Origin of the sequence: Mesorhizobium sp. WSM3866 (genome assembly GCF_002294795.1) — a bacterium.
In the GTDB taxonomy this organism is placed as follows: Bacteria; Pseudomonadota; Alphaproteobacteria; order Rhizobiales; family Rhizobiaceae; genus Mesorhizobium.
In genome coordinates this window covers 122,342-139,801 of sequence record NZ_NSGC01000011.1, presented here as the reverse complement: position 1 = coordinate 139,801, position 17,460 = coordinate 122,342, and the positions used below count along the sequence as shown (strand labels likewise).

The following is a 17,460-nucleotide window of genomic DNA, read 5'->3' as shown; positions in this document are numbered from 1 at the left end:
GCCACAACACGAAGCGGGAGCAGGCCCCGCGCAACCAGTTTCTCTGAAGGCAGGCCTCCGTCAATCCCCAAGTGCTGCTAACGGTCCCCCGCTAGCCGTTCCACTTGTCGACAGACCTGTGGTTGATGACACCAAATTTGGGAGAAAAAATGCTCGCACAAAAACGCATATCGGTTGGTGGTGTTACGATGTCCTACTACGAGAAAGGGGCGGGCGACCCCATTGTGTTGCTACATGGTGCCGGTCCCTACGGGGGGCAAAAAGCTCCTTTATTCGGCAGCTGAACGGCTATTCGATCGTTTTAGAGTGATCGCTGTTGATCAGCTCCATTTCGGGGGAACGGACTACCCTGTCGATCGCAAATATATAAACCGGATCGATCGTATGGCTCACGTGATTGCCTTTATTGAGGCGCTCGAATTGAAGCAGAGTAAACTGCCCCATTTCAGAAGGCTCATTCGTCGCCGCGCGGATTACTATCGTTCGTCCCGATCTTTTTCCAGGCTCGTATTGCTGACTGCCAGCGCCCTGTCCCCAGGCGAGACGAGCGCGATGAAGCTTGGATGCAAGCTTGCCGACAGAGTCCATTACTCCCTGCCAATGCCCACCGAAGATGAATACATTGCCGATTGGCGGAAGAACTGCCGAGCCTATGGGAAGATCTGGAAGATGCGAGGCGAGAGGCTTATCGGGCAGCCACCGGCGCGCGGACAATACGAGATGTTTGAGAATGCCCCTGAAGAGGAGACGGATCCGCGCCTTTACACAGCTGCAACAGAAACACATCTTCCCGTATCTTGATCAGGTCCGGGCTGAGACGTTGATCATCTGGTCAAAGAATGATCCGTGCCGCGGGAGCGCGGCATGATGCTTGGCGAAGATGATCCGGAATGCGGATTTCCACCTTTTGAACAATGCAGGGCACTCAGTTCAGAATGACCGAAGCGAAGCGGTGAATAAGCGTCCTTCTTTGGCCCGATGTTCAAGCTGCAAGTTAGCGCGAGGCACCCTTGACCGTTAGGAGAATGGAGGAGCCGGGTATGTGTGACTGCGATAAGAGTGGTGCGAAGTCGCTGCCTGCGCCGCGTTTTGATGTGGTTCTGCAAACGGGGCTGCGTGTTCCAATGCGCGACGGCGTAGAACTTGCGACGGACCTCTATCAGCCGGTCGGATACGGCGACAAACTCTCAACGATTTTGATCCGGACAAAGTACGGCAAGGCCCCGTATCGCCTGCCAAAACCCAACAACCCCGAAGCTATGATGTTCGCGGCGCAAGGGTACTCAGTGGTGGTACAGGAACTTCGCGGTCTCTTTGATTCCGGCGGCAATTTTGGGCTTCTCGAGCACGACGCGAGGGACGGCTACGATACACTGTCGTGGATTGCGTCGCAGCCATGGTCGACGGGACGAGTCGGTACATACGGTTGCTCCGCGCTCGGAACTACGCAAGTGCTTGTTGCTCAGCTGTGCCATCCGGCCCATCGATGTGCGATCATCGAAGGGGCTGGCGGCTCGATGACGGGACACCGACACCGCTTGGGAGACCAGCGCCTATGCAGCTTGCGTTGGGGTGGAGCGGTGGAGCTTGGGATGTGGGTCCCCCACTTTCATCAATCGCATGCCAAAGACCGCTCCCGGCCCCAACCGAAACCCGACGCGGAATACGAGCGCGCGTTCGCGATATTGCCCATCATCGACATCCTCAAAGGCTTGGGCTCACCTCCGACTGAATGGGAAGACTGGGTCTCACGTAACCCTGACGACCCTTGGTTCGACCGGCTGGGCTTCCTTCGAGAGGACTCCAAGATCCACCTCCCAGCGTTGTTCGTGCATTCATGGTACGATGTCGGCGCGGGCGACGCGCTCCATCAACGGCGACTCTTCAGCTCTTGCGGGATTACCGCTGCGGCTCAAGAGCACCAGCATATCATTTTGTCGCCGGCGGTGCATTGTGGCACTGCGACACTGACGGCCCCGACGGTGGTAGGCGTGCGCGAGCTGGGCGATGCGCGGCTCGATTGCTGGCAGATTTACCTAAATTGGTATGATTGCTGGCTCAAGGACAAGTCCGATCGAATCGAGGATATGCCTCCCATCCACTATTACGTGATGGGTCGCAATGAGTGGCGAGCCGCGTCAGAATGGCCACCCGCAGGGGTCGAACTACAGCGATGGTTTCTGCGCAGCGGTGGAAGTGCCAATACTCGACTTGGCGACGGGTGGCTCGACCTAGCGCCGCCTTCCGACGACGAGCCGGCCGACTCGTTCGTATACGACCCCGGAAATCCGGTGCCGTATTTGGGCGTTCAGGGCGGGAATGCAAAGGGGACGACGGTAGGCCCACGCGATTACCAGGAAGTCGAACTCCGTCACGACGTTCTTTGCTTTACATCCGAGGTCCTAAACGAAGGCATGGAAGTAACCGGATTTGTGAAGGCGATCCTGTTCATCTCTTCTTCGGCCGTAGACACCGACTTTGTGGCCAGACTCCTGGATGTGCATCCGGACGGTCGAGTGCTTGACGTTGTCGACGGAATACTCCGTGTCCGGTATCGCGACGGCTTTGACAGGGCTGTGATGATGAAGCCAAAAGAGGTCTATCAAATCGAGATCGATCTGGACGCTACCAGTAACTGGTTCCCACCCGGCCATCGCTTGAGACTCGAAATCTCGAGTTCCTCGTTTCCCCGCTTTGACCGCAACTTGAACACGGGGGGCAACAACTGGGACGAAACGGAATGGAACGTCGCCGACAACGCAGTGCATCATTGCGCAGTGTTCCCGTCCTACATATTGATGCCTGTCGCAGCCGATGTATCTGGAGGGATAGAAATCCACGGCAGGTCGGACAAAGTCGCAAGCTAAAAAAAGCCGCAAATTTTTAAAGCCGGCGAACTTTCTTAATATACGGAGTTGAGCATGAAAAGTGCAGAAGCACCCGTTTTCAATGAGGCGGATGTGATCCGCGACATCGGCTACGTCGCGATGAACGATGGAACGCGCATGGCCTACATCTCATATCGTCCGAAGGAATCGGGCCGGTATCCGACAGTTTTCCTATACGATCCATACATAGCAAATGCGACCCCTTTCGAAATCGCGAAGGAATTTCTTGAATCCGGCTACGCGTTCGTGGGTGCCAACCTCCCCGGAACCGGATGCTCTGAAGGTCTCATCGACTTTTGGCATGAACAGCGAATGGTTAAAGGCGGACCTTACGGTGCTGAGTTGGTTGAATGGATCGCCAGGCAGCCCTGGAGCGATGGCAATATCGGAATGGTTGGCAATTCATCGGCAGGGCAGCCGCAGTTCTGGGTCGCAGCCGAGCGGCCGCCTCATTTGCGTGGAATCGTTGCGAGCGGTTTCGGGGACGGTTATGAGTTTATGGGATACTCTGGCGGAATGCTCCCGCTGGCCGAGGGAGAATGGGTGATTCAGAGTCAGTTTGTGACCGGCCCCCGCGGTGCAGAGTGGCGCATCGATCAGGGCGATACCGAGTGCGCCAAGATTCGTGGGAGCGGCAGGCAGGTCATCAAGAGTTCTTTTTTTGACCTGTGGAGGAAGCACCCACTGAAGGATGAATGGTGGGAATGTGAGACTTTGGTCAGCAAGAAACTCGCCGATCGAGTAATGGTGCCCAGCATGATCATTGGAGCTTGGCAAGAGGCCTACGGTGGCGCCGCCAGGGCTAACGTTCGAATGTTTACGCATTTGATGCAGAACGTGAAGAACAAGAAGCTTGTTCTGATGAACGGTGATCATGGGATCAATGGACCTGGGCCCCGTGGCTATAGCCTTGTAGATAAGGAGCGAATGAAGTTCCTAGATCGCTGGGTGAAAGGTGTTACCAACGGAATAGATAGCGAGCCGCCCATCACTGTCTATTGGGAAGTACAGCAGCCCGACGGAGAACCGAAGAAATCGGTGGCGGGCTGGGTGACGCATCACAACACGTGGCCAGACCCGAAAGTTGAGCGCCGCACCTTCTACCTTACGGCGGACGCACAAATCTCTCCCGAGAAGCCGGGCGCCTTCTCCAATGAGGGATCCCGCGCCTACCTATACCCAACGGGGACAGAGCTCTATGGAGACAATCAGCAATTCCAGGTTCGACCTTATTCCGGTGGCGTCCTCAACTACCGAACAGCGCCAGTTACCTCGGATATGGTGTTGCTAGGAAATCCAGAAGTCGTGCTGTATCTCAGCATCGATAACGGCGACGATGCCGACATCGAACTTACCTTGAAAGACGTCGGTCCCAACGGCGTGCTCTTCGTTCAATCAGGAGTGTTGCGGGCTTCGCTCCGGGCGATCGACAAAGACAGAACATACGTTGACGAGGTAGTGCATTCGTTTCGGAGGTCTGAGAAACTTGTTCCGGGTGAAATCTATGAACTCCGGATGTCGTTGATTTCGCCCATCGCTCACGTCGTCAGGCAAGGTCATAGCCTTGAACTAACTGTTGGTGCGACAAATCCCATTCCCCATAGCGTCCTCGGCAGCATTCCTGCCGGAGCCCCATCTATCAACAGGGTCTATCACTCGGCGCGATATAGTTCCAGAATAGTTCTGCCCGTCCTTCCCGGGGCGGTGGCGCAAGCCCCCGCTCCGGCATACGCCGCTCTTCGAGGTCAACCCTATCGCACAGACGAAGAGTTCGTGGCTGGCGGACTGCCAATTCCGTAGTCTACGCCCCATCGGCGAGGAGCTTTTAACGAACTCGTGTGAAGTAGAGAGTCGCTGAATGTTGAAAAGTATAAGTCCTCATAGTCCTACCGTCCCTTGGGGTTGTGGCAGGCTTTACCATCCGATTCTATAAACTGCCTCTTTGAAACTCTTCCCCCTGAAAGTTAATTGCAGCCGACTGCGCCAACCGAGATGAAGCGGCTTGGAGGGGCGCGCGCGCCCTTTCCAGGCTTCGATGGTCGTACAAAACCAGGTGTAGCCAAAGCCGTCGGGATTGGCGGCGCGATACTCTTCCCATAGCAGCACCCGCGTTACACTGCGGCGACGCAACTCCTTCTCTACATAGCTCCAATCGGGCACCGGGCGGCGGGGGCTTTGCCACGCCGTCTTCGGTGCCGGGAACAGCAGCAGCTCAAGGCCTTCGACATCCATCCCTTCAGGCAGCGGCCAGCTCAGCCCGGCAAGTCGGGCGCGCCGCAGATAACCATGCACGACGCCATTGCTCACCCCGTGCGTGTGCGCGGTGGCGCGCTCGGTCAGGCCCTGGACATGCCTTAGACGTAAAACTTCTCTGATCCGGCGCATCGACAATCTCTGGGTTGGCATCAGGCTTCCTCGTTGTGAACGAGCAAGCCTGTAGACTGGCTGAGTTGTCGGCCGAAGCGTCCAGCACCTTCGAAAGGTGCTCACGATCACCTGAAACTGCTCACGATCGCCTGAAATACGCACCACGGGTGCCGGCCTTGGTCGTTGGTGAAAAACAAACGCCCCGCACCTCACATGGTCTAATAAGCCATTGCCGGCATCGGGATTGGTGCTCTTGGAAATTGGTGCAGCGAGACGCCACTATCATGTACCGCTGACGCGTACCATCCCTATGGGAAAGCCACCTAAAAAGGCGCTGTATCTGGCCAATGCCATCGTAGAAGGGGGCGACGCTGTCCTTGAAAAGGCGAAACCGGGCGTCGCCGTCGACGAGCTGAATTCCGTCTGGCTGAGCGTCTTGGAGCGCCACGGCTACGTCAAGAAAGGACGTTCTGGCTACCCGGACTTCCAGCCACGGCGTCGATGCCCGGCATGCCGAGGCGGCGCTCGACCTGGCCGCCAACAAAACGGATACTAATGGCGCCGATGGGCCCGCGCACCTGGCGGAGGTCGGTTTCTTCCGCTCGAGTAAAGGCCTTCGACAGCAGGCCTTCTCGGACATTGGTCACGGCTTGCACGAAACCCATGCGACCCGACGTGGCAAACCAGATTCGGGGTTTGATGAAAAATGTTCGGCCTTATCGTTCCGTGCAATATGGGCGGCACGTTTGGGATGCATGTTCACTCCCCCTGAGTGACAACGCCGCCCTTCGAGGATAGTCCTGCCCTTACTCGAAGCGTGGGGTAGCCTGCGCCTCCAGGCGGCTAGGCTTGGAAAGCAGCTGCTCGCGGAAGGACAAGAAACCAGCAATGTCATCGCTGACGTCGATCCCTGGCGTTGGCGCGATCACAGCTACTGCCTATCTGGCTATGGTCGTTCTCTGCGTATTGCCAAACTGAGGGATGCAGATTGCAATTGGGTGAATGAGCACATCGTGCTCACGTCACCTTAGATTGGCGTTCTCTTATGCCTCGATAATTGGCAAGTCGATGTAGCAACCAATGCGACCGTGATGAAAATGGAGGTGGGGGGGGTCACCGTCTGCGGGCACGCTAGCGAAGGTGGGTACGTCGCTGCCAGCAATGATTACCCTAAGACGGTGTCCCGCAGGGAGACGGGCGGAAATCGGAAGCATTGTGAAGGTTAAAATGGCAGGCTCCCCCGGTGTAAGCGGCTCGGCATCGCGACTTAGAAAGCTATGCTGGGGGCCCAGTAAGCTGAAAGGTGAATCCACCCACACCTTCCGGTGTAGGGCACGCAACTGCCCCCTCGTGAGATAATAAGGTTCCCCGTCCGGCTTTATACCGTCGAGGTATACGAAAATAGCAGCATCTTCGCGGGTCGAAGTAATGTTTAGATGGATGATAGGCTCCCCAGTGACTTCGAGGTCACCTGTCAGGGCCTCGCTCATGTAAGTGAGGCGACCATCCACGAATTTCCGCCGGTCTCCAAAATCAATATCGGGCCGGTTCCACCATTGTGAAGTATGACCTTCCAGAGCCGGATCAACTTTAAGTGAGTCTAGTCCAGTCTTGGGTTGCAATAGGCTGAGTCGGGAGCCGCTTGTAATGTACCACCGACGGTTCGTGCTGCCAGGCAACGGCCACGAACCGGTCCTTTTCCATCCCTCGCCCAAGGTATAGTAATGGAGGATCTTGCCGGGTGGGTGAGGAAGCTGGCCAACTACGCAGGCTTTCGCGAAGCGAACTTGCTCAGCTTCCAAGGTCGGCATTGTTGGGAGGATAGTCTTGTCGGCTGCAAGGAGCGGATCGTAGGGTTTTCGGGCAAGGGAATGCCCCCATGGGCCGATGATCTGGCTCTGTGGATTTGACAAACCCATGAAGCGGCGAACAGCTCCTTGAGCCAACCCTCCGTCAAACCAACCAATCCAGTTCTGTATTGCGGCATCTGAGCGAGAGATTCGATCCATGACATGCATGGTACTCGAGTCCACCCAGGATTCTCCTGCCCAAGTGGGGGGCCGATAGTCCTTATATTTCACCAGCCGTTGGCCTTCCCATTCAGAAGGGGCCGCCTCGTGATTGCGCAGCGCCTCTTGGAGGTCCGCATCCCCTTGCGGCCCAACGGGACGCACTCCTGGGGATGGTACGATCGTCAATGTTCCGGCCCCTTGGTCAGAGCGAGAGAGCACATTGCTGTCCAACAATTTGACCTGATTGCCCCAAACCTCTCCCTGAGCGATATTAGCGATTCCGCCAGGATGGTAGTTTTCTTCGTATGGACAGAGTTCAACGCCGCTCGCGATGACGCCCCTCAGCGCGGGATGATTTCGCTCGAGCAGCCACATCGCGGTGGCGCCCGAGTAGGAATGGCCGGTGCCAACTACGCCACCCGTCGACCAAGGCTGCGCTGCGATCCAGTCCAACACCTCGCCGAAGTCCAGTGTTTCGGCGCGTGAATAGTGATGCCGCCATACGCCGAACGATGCCCCGGTGCCACGGACATCGCCAACAACAACCGCAAATCCATGTGGCACAAACCTTTCGGCTAAGCCGACGTATGCGTCGCCCGGATACGAATCGCCCGTGTAAGAATCCGGAGATCCTTTCACGCCACGCCAATAACGTGTCATCAATAATATCGTGTCACGTTTGTCGAGTGGGCCGTCACCCTTCGGCCGGACGATATCCAACGCAAGCTTCACGCCATCACGCATTGGGACGTAGATCGATTCAACCGGACCGATCTCGTAAAGACCATGAGAAAGACCACTGAAATCGCCCTGTACATCAATGTCGCAAAGCGCTGGCATCTAGCGATCCTCGCCCGCACGCGAAGCGACCGTCTCAAGGCCAATAGTTTCTAGCAAATGGCAACATGAAATTTTCATCAGTTTTTCCTGCGTCTCAATATGCACTTGCACACTCGTCGAATAGCCCAAAGCGTAGCAGCGCTGCCACAACCTTTTTCTGCGGAGTTTACTCAAAGGCGCAGAAAAGCTGCACAATTGATCCGCCTTGGGCAAAAAACGGCTACTCGGCAAGTGAACTACACGGCAGGAAGAGTGAAGCGGAACGGTGACATCGCACTGTTGTCGCGTCCCGCCGAACGTGCTCCAGCAGCACCGCGATCCGGGAAGAACTTCCACGTTGATCGCCGAGTGGCGATCCTCTGTTGCTCCGTGTGCCTTTTAATCGCGGCTTGTACGGTCGCGGGTTCGGCACGTCCTGGTCAAGCTTGGCAATCAGGGCGATCGTGCGTTAGGCAGTATCTCGCGAACAGCGGCCCGCCGAGACCGTCACCCCGCCGCTTCGCTGCCTGCGCGAAATCCATTATCTCGAAGCCAGATGATGCCATATAGACAATGCATTTGACCTCGGCAGGCGCGATGACAATCCTCCACCATGTCACCGCGCCAGCGGAGCGCTAAATCACTCACTCTGTATTGGGTAGACAGAACATGCGAGGCGTCGAAGAATTCCGTGGTCTGAAGGCTGAAGCCACCGAGTGGCGCCATCACCTTCACCAGAATCCCGAACTTGACTACCGGGTGCACAAGACAGCGGAGTTCGTTGCTGAAAAGCTGGCGTCTTTCGGAATCAATCATATAGAAACTGGAATTGCTGAAACTGGCGTGGTGGCGGTGATAGAGGGCGAAGGCGGCGAGGGGCCCACAATCGGATTGCGGGCGGACATGGATGCTTTGCCGATACACGAGGCATCTCAAAAGCCATGGTCGTCGCTAGTCGACGGCAGGATGCACGCTTGCGGGCACGACGGCCATACCGCGATGCTTCTCGGGGCTGCCAAGTATCTTGCTGGCACCAGAAAATTTAAAGGCTCGGTAGCGCTGATCTTCCAGCCCGCCGAGGAGGATGGACAAGGTGCTGACCGGATGGTCCGAGAGGGACTTATGGATCGCTTTGGCATCTCCCAGGTTTACGGCATGCACAACATGCCAGGTATCGAAGTTGGCAAGTTCGGGCTGCGCGACGGCACCATGATGGCTGCACTCGATGAGTTCGACCTCATCGTAAAAGGCCGGGGAGGGCATGCGGCAACACCCCACAAAGCGATCGATCCGGTCGTCATTTGCGCCCAAATCATCCTTGGCCTGCAAACGCTGGTCTCACGCTACACCGATGCAACGGAGGCGCTGGTCATCTCCGTGACGAGGATCAACGCCAGCGAGGGTTATCACATCATCTCAGACAGCGTTACAATGGGTGGGACGGTTCGTAGCGTGTCGCCGGCATTACGGGATTTTGCAGAGAAACAGATCAAGAATTGTGCGGAAAACATTGCTCGTGCCTATGGTGCTGAAGTTGAGTTTCGACATCGCCGGCTCGAGCCCTTGACCTTCAATCACACCGTTGGGACCAGAGCCGCAATTGCCGCAGCCCGAGGCTTGGTCGGAGAAGAGTCAGTAGACGATAGCACCAAGCCGATCATGGTCTCGGAGGACTTCTCCTACATGCTCAATGCCCGCCCGGGAGCGTTCATATTCCTTGGCAATGGCGCCACCGCCGGCCTCCACCATCCGGCATACGATTTCGACGATGAAGCCATACCGTTCGGGATCGGGTATTGGGTCAATTTGGTCGAGACGACTTTGGCGGTTTGATCTTCCCGGAACAGTGCAACCGCCTCCGAAGGCACCATAGACTTCTTCGGCTTGAATGCAGAGAGAAACCATGACCAGATCGAACTTGGGCACGCAGCAGATCCAGGAGAAGGACCGTAGCTACGTCTTTCATCCCTCAACCCATCTTGCCAAGCACACACGCGGCGAAACCCCGAATCGGATAATGGCCGGTGCTGAAGGCGTATATATTTGGGACACGGAAGGACGGAAAAGTCTTGACGGATTCGGCGGCCTTTATTGCGTCAATATGGGCTACGGCTGCAGCGAAATCGCTGATGCGATCGCAAAACAAGCGCACGAGCTTCCATTTGCCCATGTCTACGCAAGCCAGGGGACCAAAACCGTGGCCCTCCTTGCGGAAGCCGTCGTCGAATACTTCGGCGAAAACATGCGCCGCGTCTATTTTGGGCTGTCGGGCTCGGATGCCAACGAGACAAACATCAAGCTGGTCTGGTACTACAACAACATACTTGGACGTCCAGCCAAGAAGAAGATCATCTCGCGGCAGCGCGGGTATCATGGATCGGGCCTGCTGACCGGAAGCTTGACCGGCCTGGCGTTTTTCCACAACCACTTCGATCTCCCGCTCGACCTCGTTCGTCACACAACCACCCCGCACTGGTATCGTCAGGCGAAGCAGGACGAAACCGAGGAAGCCTTTTCCAAGCGTTGTGCCGAAGAGCTTGAAGCACTTATCCTTGCGGAAGGGCCTGAAACCGTCGGCGCCTTCATCGGAGAGCCAGTACTCGGCACGGGCGGGATTGTCCCGCCCCCAAAGGGATACTGGGCCGCCATTCAGGCCGTCCTGGACAAATACGACATCCTTCTGATCGCCGACGAGGTGGTTTGCGGGTTTGCTCGGACGGGGGAAAAGTTCGGTTCGCATCTCTATGGCATACGACCGGACCTCGTCACGATCGCTAAGGGATTGAGTTCTGCCTATCTGCCTATATCGGGATCCATTGTCGGTGAGCGGGTCTGGAAGGTGCTGGAACAGGGTACTGAAAAGTTCGGGCCGTTGGGTCATGGCTGGACCTATTCGGGCCACACGCTTTGCGCAGCTGCTGCCCTGGCCAACATTCAGGTGCTGAAGGAACGAAATGTTCTCGAACACGTCCGAGAAGTAGGCCCCTATTGGCTTGAGCAGATGAAGACCAGGCTTGAGGGGCATCCCATCGTCGGTGAAGTTCGCGGAGTCGGCATTTTGTCTGCGGTGGAGTTCATGCGTGATCCGGTCAAGCGTGTACCCTTCGACCCTGCTCTCCAGGTGGGTGTGCGCGCAACTGCGGCGCTTTTGGAAAATGGCGTGATCGCCAGGGCGATGCCTCACGCTGACACGTTGGGTTATGCGCCACCGCTCATCATCAAGAAGAATGAAATCGATATTATCGTCGACGCCACCGCTCGCGCGGTCGACACGACGTATCGGGCACTTCAGTCCGAAGGGACAGTCTAGCCGCCCAAGGCTCCACGGCCGGGCCAGCCCGGCCGCGACTGTTCCTATCTCATACGGCAGGTGTGTTTATGCAGAACACCGGCTGTTTGCAGCAACTTCTTCTTGCCAGAGCGCTTAAGCGCTTTTGCGCATAAAAAGCAGTTCTGACGCTGTTCCGAAAGATCCGGTTCTCGACGTGAAGGCAACGGCGCGGGCCAGCAGCCGTGCTCAGACTGCCCGCAACTCTCGGATCGAGTCATCCGGTGCGGTCTTAGACTAGGAACTAGGAAAGCCCGAAGCGCCGTTGCTGATGATCGGGCAGTTCAGACTTTACGCAGCTCTGGTGCGATCAGCTCCTGGGCGTCGCGCAAATCGCCCTTAACGCGACTACGTGCGGCGTCATAGAAGGGGCGCAAGGAGGCTATGGCAGGATAGCGCTCGCCAGCGATCTCGATCTCGAATGAGCCTCCAGATAGCCAGTCGGCCGTCACCCCGGCTTCTGAGTTGAGATATCCCATGCCAACGCCGCATCCAACCGTGTGCCCAAATCCTGCAGAGCGCAGATACCCCACCAGGCTGCCGTTTCGCCAGACCGGTTCGGTGCCGAACATCAGCGACCTGGCATCAGGAGAAGCGAGCTGGACCAGCCGACGACGCAACGGCTTACCACGTTCAGCCTCTAGGGCGGCGCGTCCGACGAAGCCTTCGCGCTTGTCCCAGGCAACCGTGAATCCCAGTCCTGATTCAAGCGGAGTGTCCTCGTCGCCCACATCCGAACCCCAGTCACGGTAACCGGCCTCCAGGCGCAAAGTGTTGAGCGCAACATATCCGGCGTGGCCCAGGCCGAGGTCGGCACCGGCGTTGACCAACGCGTCATAGACGCCCAGCGTCTGTTCAGTCGGGATGTGAAGTTCCCAGCCGAGTTCGCCGACAAAGGTCATCCGGCATGCCAGTGCAAGGCTGTAGCCGACCTCGATTTCGCGTGCTGTTGCGAAGGGAAATCCCTCGTTTGAGAAATCCGCGGGACTGACGCGCTGGAGCAATTCGCGTGAACGCGGGCCCATGACCGACAGCGTCGTATAACCGGAGGAGACGTCGACGACCGAAGCGTGGCCGGCAGCCGTGGCATGCAGACGCAGCCACGCGAGATCACGGGTACGCTGGATGGCCGCTGTCACGACCAGAAACTCCTCCTCACCTGTGCGCGCAATCGTTACGTCGGATTCCATGCCTGCACGCTCGTTCAGCCATGGCGTATATACGACACGGCCTGCCGCAACGTTGACGTCGTTGGTGGACAAGCGTTGGAGCAGCGCAAGAGCATCGGGACCCTGTACCAGGATGTGGGCGAACGACGTCTGGTCGAACAAAGTTACACCGGAGCGGGTAGCCGCATGCTCCGCGCCGCTGCGCTCGAACCATTCGTCCCGGCCAAAGGTAGCGTGGTTCGCGTTTGGAGATCCTGGTGCCGCAAACCACTGGACGCGTTCCCAACCTGCATTCTCGCCAAAATTGGCGCCCAACTTCGCAAGGCGATCATGCAATGGGGAGACACGTATATTCCGTGCCGTCTTCGGTGACTTGTGCGGAAGGTGAAGCGTCCAGAGATTGCCCACGGCTTCTACTGTGCGGTCATAGAGATATCGCCTGTTCCGCTGGAACGGCATTGAGCGACGCACGTCCATTTCCCAGCAATCGTCAGTAGGTAAACCTGCGGACATCCACTCTGCCATGACCTTGCCCGCCCCGCCCGAGGACTCGATTCCGCATGAGTTGAATCCGGAGGCGACATATAGCCCCTGAATTTCGGGCGCCGGGCCGAGGTGAAAGCGATTATCTGGCGTGAAGCTCTCTGGGCCGTTGAAATTCAGTTGCAGACCGACATTCGCCAGAACCGGCATGCGTTTGATAGCAGCTGTGAGATACGGCTCCATGTGATCGAGATCTTCCGGCAAGGAATCGAAACTGAAGTCCTGTGGTATGCCGTCCATCCCCCAAGGCCTCCCATCCGCCTCGAAGAAACCCACGAGCAGCTTCCCAGCGTCTGCCTTGGCATAGACGCTTGCATCCATGTCGCGAATTGTCGGCAAATCGAGAGGGAGATCGGGAATGTGCTCCGTCACAACATAAAAATGCTCGGCTGCCTGAAGGGGTACAGACCAGTTAAGTTCCGCTGCCAGGTTCCGTGTCCACATTCCGGTGCAGATCACTGCCCGTTCAGCGCGCACGATCCCCTGACCGGTCTCTACCCCAACGAAACGGCCCTTCTCGATGAGAATGCGTGTGACCGATGTTCGCTCAAGGATGGTAGCTCCTCCTTTGCGAGCTCCAATTGCAAAGGCGCGGGCTGTATCGATGGCGTTGGTCATGCCATCGGAAGCGATCCATGCCGCTCCAAGAACGTCGCTGACATCCAGCAGGGGAACGCGGCGCTCCGCTTCGGCAGCGCTGATCATCTCCACGTCGAGCCCGAAAGAGCGACCCATGGATGAGCCCCGCTTCAACTCTTCGAGCCGTTCCCGGGTAGTCGCGACTGTCACGGACCCAGTTTGGCGAAATCCTGTTGCTTGACCCGTCAGATGTTCGAGGTCCCTGAACAGCTCTGCGGAATATTGCGCCAGCCTGGCCATCGTTTCGTTGGCTCTGAGCTGTGTCACAAGGCCTGCAGCATGCCAGGTGGTGCCGCATGTAAGCTGGTCACGTTCCAAAAGGAGGACGTCACGATGGCCGAGACGGGTAAGATGGTAGGCTATCGACAGGCCGATAATACCTCCTCCTATGATGACGTATTCGGCATGAGACGGTAGCTTCTTGCCCATTTTGGGTACCCTTCTGATTTGCTGTAGTTTGAGCGTGCTTGCGGCGAGAGAATTCCATTTTGGATACGGCCCGCAAGCACTCGATCGCAGCGCCACGACAGCGGCGCGAAGGCTGTCAGGGAAACGAGGAATGCGGGCAATGTTGCCGGTTGTTTGGGGAGATCATTGCTCGAAGTCCAATCGCAGGACCTAAGCAAGGGCCACGCCGTCAAACCCCGATGCTGCGGGCGATACTGTCCGCCGCCATCCGCTTTCTCCACTCGGCGGGGCCGGAGCTATGAATGGAAGAGCCAAAGGCATCCACGGCCACGATCACTGGCATGTCTTGCACTTCAAATTCATGGATCGCCTCCATACCGAGGTCTTCGAACGCGATCAGGCGCGCTGATTTGATTGATTTCGAAATCAGGTACGCAGCCCCGCCGACTGCTACCATGTATGGGGTCTGATGCTTGATGATGGACTCGATTGCCGCCGGTCCGCGCTCGGCCTTGCCAATCATCGCGGCAAGCCCGGTGGCGGCCAAAACACTGTCGGTAAATGCGTCCATCCGGCTCGATGTCGTGGGCCCAGCCGGCCCCACCACTTCGTCACCAACAGCACGCACCGGACCGACGTAGTAGATCATGCGCCCGGCAAAGTTGACGGGGAGTGGTCGGCCTGCCTCGATCAACTCGCAAAGCCGTTTGTGCGCCACGTCCCTGCCTGTCAGGAGTTTGCCGGAAAGGAGAAGGGTTTGGCCGCAACGCCATTGGGTAACCTCATCCTTTGTAAGGGCGTCCAGGTTCACCCTGCGCACGCCTTTAGGACGTAACTCCTCCGGCCCAACCTCCGGCCATTGCGACAGATCGGGCGGTTCGAAACGCGCAGCGCCAGATCCGTCCAGCGCGAAGCCAATATGCCGGTTCGCTGCGCATTGGGGAATAAGAGCAACTGGTTTGGAGGCAGCATGGGTCGGATAGGTCGCGACCTTCACATCGACCACGGTCGTTAACCCGCCTAAGCCTTGGGCGCCAATGCCCAAGGCGTTGATCCTCTCGTAAAGTTCGAGCCGCAGGGCTTCTTCGAGCGAAGAAGCACCTCGTGCAGCCAGCTCGGCAATGTCGATCGGCTCGTTCATTGCCTCTTTGGCGAGCAGCATGGCCTTTTCCGAACTCCCCCCGATACCGACCGAGATCATCCCTGGCGGACACCAGCCGCTCCCCAGGCCAGCGACCGTCTCGACAACCCAATCTGCAACGGAGTCTCCAGGATTGAGCGTGGTGAAGCGTGCCTTGTTCTCAGAGCCTCCACCTTTTGCAGCGACCGTGAATTCAATGGTGTTTCCCGCCACCAGTTCGACATGGACGATCGCCGGCGTGTTGTCGCGAGTGTTCGTGCGCCCCTCCAGCGGGTCCGCGACGACCGATGGGCGCAATGGATTGTCGGGATCAAGGTAGGCGCGCCTCACGCCTTCGTTGATCAGCTTAACGAAGGAAACATCGGCTGCGATGCGTACCGACATACCGACCTTTGCAAAGACCACGACTAGACCCGTGTCCTGGCAGATCGGGCGCCGGCCAAAGGCCGCCATTCGGGAATTCAGCAGAATCTGTCCGATGGCATTCCTTGCGGGTGCACTCTTCTCGCGCCGGTATGCCTGCGAGAGGTACCGGATATAGTCGGGAGGATGGTAGTATGAGATGTACTGGAGGGCGTCAGCGACGCTTTCCGTGATGTCCTTCCCGGAAATTACGGTATGTGCGCGTCTATTCCTCAAGCGAGTTCAGCCCGTTGACCAGCTTCAGATTCTGGAAACTTCGTACGCCTTGCTCGCCCCCTTCATAGCCGTAGCCGCTCTGCTTGACGCCTGAATGAGGAGCGTCAGCAGCAACGCCCTTGAGGAAATTGACGCTCACCGCTCCAGCGGACAGACCGCTGGCCAACAGACGCTTGGTCTCGGCGGATGACGTAAAGACATAGGAGGCTAGCCCATACTCGGTGTCATTGGCTTCGTCGATCGCTTCTTCGATGCTGTCGAATGCAGAGATAGTGAGAATTGGACCGAATGGTTCCTCGCGCAAAATAGCAGATCCGGACGGCACGTCGGTCAGGATCGTAGGTGGCCAGTAGAAACCTGGCCGGTCTAGTCGCCTGCCACCAGTCTCAAGGCGGGCACCCCTTTCGACCGCGTCTTGGGTCAGGCGCTGAAGCGCTTCAATCCTCCGGCCGTTCGCCATTGGACCCATTTCAGTGCCCGGGTCATCGGGGGCTCCTATCTTTATTGCTTTCGCCAGATCAGCCATTCTTGATACGAACTGGCGATAGACCGGCCTCGCGACAAGAATTCTACTCGGGGCGTTGCAACTCTGACCTGCGCACTCGAACTTGTAATCCGCGACTGCCTTTGCCGCGGTTTCCAGATCCGCATCTTCGCAGACGATCACCGGGCAGTGACCGCCAAGTTCCAGAACGCAGCGCTGAAGGTTTTCGGCAGCCAGCTTGGCGAGTTGCTTCCCGACCGCTGTCGAGCCCGTGAAGCTGAGCGTCCTGACTATGGGAGATTTGAGCAACTGCCTCGAGATGTCTGCCGGCAGACCGAAGACAAGGTTCACGACGCCGGCTGGAATGCCTGCCTCGCTGAGCGCCGCGATTACAAACACGCTGGCGCTTGGTGTTTCTTCGGCGCCCTTGAGAATTACCGAAGAGCCGGCAGCCAAAGCGGCGCCCAGCTTGCGTGCGCTAAGGACGGCCGGATAGTTCCAGGGCGTAAATGCGGCGACCACCCCAAGCGGCTCCGGCACCAAAACGCGGTCGGCGCCGATGGGCAGAGAGGCACAAAGCTCCTCGGCGTGGGCGCCATTCCACTCCAGCATTTCCAGAGCGCGGCGGTATTCACCTGTTGCCTCGGCTATGGTCTTTCCTTGTTCGGCCGAAAGCGCTTTGGCCGCCGCGTCAATTCTTTCCCCGAGAATCTTCGCAGCCGAGATCAGAATAGCACCGCGCTCTCGCGCCGGCATGGCGGCCCAGGCCGGCCGGCTACGCTCGGCAGCGGTCAGGGCGTCATCGAGGTCTCGCGACGATGCCGACGCGACAGAGCTGAAGGCCCTTTCCGTTGCCGGGCTTATGACCGGAATTTCACCATTCCCGCCGGGCCGCCACGCACCATCTACAAATAGCTCATACCGCCTGGCGTCCGACATCTGGTGCTCCGGTCCAGAATTTGAGGCCGTGTTCGGTGCGCCAGCCGGACCGGTGACCGGTCAACCGCACTTTCATATTGACTG

Annotated in this window: 10 protein-coding genes and 2 pseudogenes; 6 read left to right on the top strand and 6 right to left on the bottom strand. The window is 57.8% G+C overall.

Features of this window, described 5'->3' with window-relative positions:
• The first annotated feature begins 306 nt into the window (after nt 1-306).
• From CK222_RS24060 to CK222_RS24050, 3 genes are all read left to right on the top strand, one after another.
• Complete coding sequence (locus CK222_RS24060) at nt 307-801, top strand: hypothetical protein (RefSeq protein ID WP_141247120.1); 495 nt, start codon at nt 307-309, stop codon at nt 799-801.
• A 239-nt stretch (nt 802-1,040) separates the two neighbouring features.
• Nucleotides 1,041-2,867 (top strand): CocE/NonD family hydrolase, encoded by a 1,827-nt coding sequence (locus tag CK222_RS24055; protein ID WP_176477732.1) that lies wholly within the window; start codon nt 1,041-1,043, stop codon nt 2,865-2,867.
• A gap of 54 nt (nt 2,868-2,921) precedes the next feature.
• Nucleotides 2,922-4,688 carry a CocE/NonD family hydrolase gene (locus CK222_RS24050; RefSeq protein WP_095802114.1) on the top strand — a complete coding sequence of 589 codons (1,767 nt, stop codon included), beginning with the start codon at nt 2,922-2,924 and terminating at the stop codon, nt 4,686-4,688.
• A gap of 186 nt (nt 4,689-4,874) precedes the next feature.
• Here the strand turns inward: CK222_RS24050 and CK222_RS24045 are convergent.
• Nucleotides 4,875-5,294, bottom strand: a pseudogene (locus CK222_RS24045) (IS21 family transposase); the annotation flags it as partial.
• Between the two features lie 208 nt (nt 5,295-5,502).
• Between CK222_RS24045 and CK222_RS33030 the strand changes: the two are divergent.
• Nucleotides 5,503-5,655, top strand: a pseudogene (locus CK222_RS33030) (M24 family metallopeptidase); the annotation flags it as partial.
• 55 nt (nt 5,656-5,710) lie between these two features.
• Here the strand turns inward: CK222_RS33030 and CK222_RS32495 are convergent.
• On the bottom strand, nt 5,711-5,911 hold the full coding sequence (locus CK222_RS32495; protein ID WP_176477723.1) for a hypothetical protein: 201 nt from the start codon (nt 5,909-5,911) through the stop codon (nt 5,711-5,713).
• 387 nt (nt 5,912-6,298) lie between these two features.
• Nucleotides 6,299-8,107, bottom strand: a complete 1,809-nt coding sequence (locus CK222_RS24030) for a CocE/NonD family hydrolase (RefSeq protein ID WP_095802113.1) — start codon at nt 8,105-8,107, stop codon at nt 6,299-6,301.
• Between the two features lie 648 nt (nt 8,108-8,755).
• Between CK222_RS24030 and CK222_RS24025 the strand changes: the two genes are divergently transcribed.
• Together CK222_RS24025 and CK222_RS24020 are read left to right on the top strand one after the other, a co-directional pair.
• Entirely contained in the window at nt 8,756-9,919 is a 1,164-nt protein-coding gene (locus CK222_RS24025; protein ID WP_095802112.1) for a M20 aminoacylase family protein, read from the top strand.
• A 70-nt stretch (nt 9,920-9,989) separates the two neighbouring features.
• Nucleotides 9,990-11,396 carry an aminotransferase gene (locus CK222_RS24020; protein WP_095802111.1) on the top strand — a complete coding sequence of 469 codons (1,407 nt, stop codon included), beginning with the start codon at nt 9,990-9,992 and terminating at the stop codon, nt 11,394-11,396.
• 302 nt (nt 11,397-11,698) lie between these two features.
• Here the strand turns inward: CK222_RS24020 and CK222_RS24015 are convergent, their stop codons facing one another.
• The 3 genes from CK222_RS24015 to CK222_RS24005 all read right to left on the bottom strand — a co-directional run bounded on the left by CK222_RS24015 (nt 11,699) and on the right by CK222_RS24005 (nt 17,376).
• A complete protein-coding gene (locus CK222_RS24015; RefSeq protein ID WP_095802110.1) occupies nt 11,699-14,194 on the bottom strand; it encodes an FAD-dependent oxidoreductase in 2,496 nt (831 codons plus the stop codon).
• A gap of 208 nt (nt 14,195-14,402) precedes the next feature.
• Complete coding sequence (locus tag CK222_RS24010) at nt 14,403-15,953, bottom strand: fumarate hydratase (RefSeq protein ID WP_095802109.1); 1,551 nt, start codon at nt 15,951-15,953, stop codon at nt 14,403-14,405.
• The gene (locus tag CK222_RS24005) at nt 15,943-17,376 is read right to left on the bottom strand and encodes an aldehyde dehydrogenase family protein (RefSeq protein WP_095802108.1); all 1,434 of its coding nucleotides are present in this window, start codon (nt 17,374-17,376) and stop codon (nt 15,943-15,945) included. Before CK222_RS24005 ends, CK222_RS24010 begins: the two co-directional genes overlap by 11 nt.
• Nucleotides 17,377-17,460: the final 84 nt, after the last annotated feature.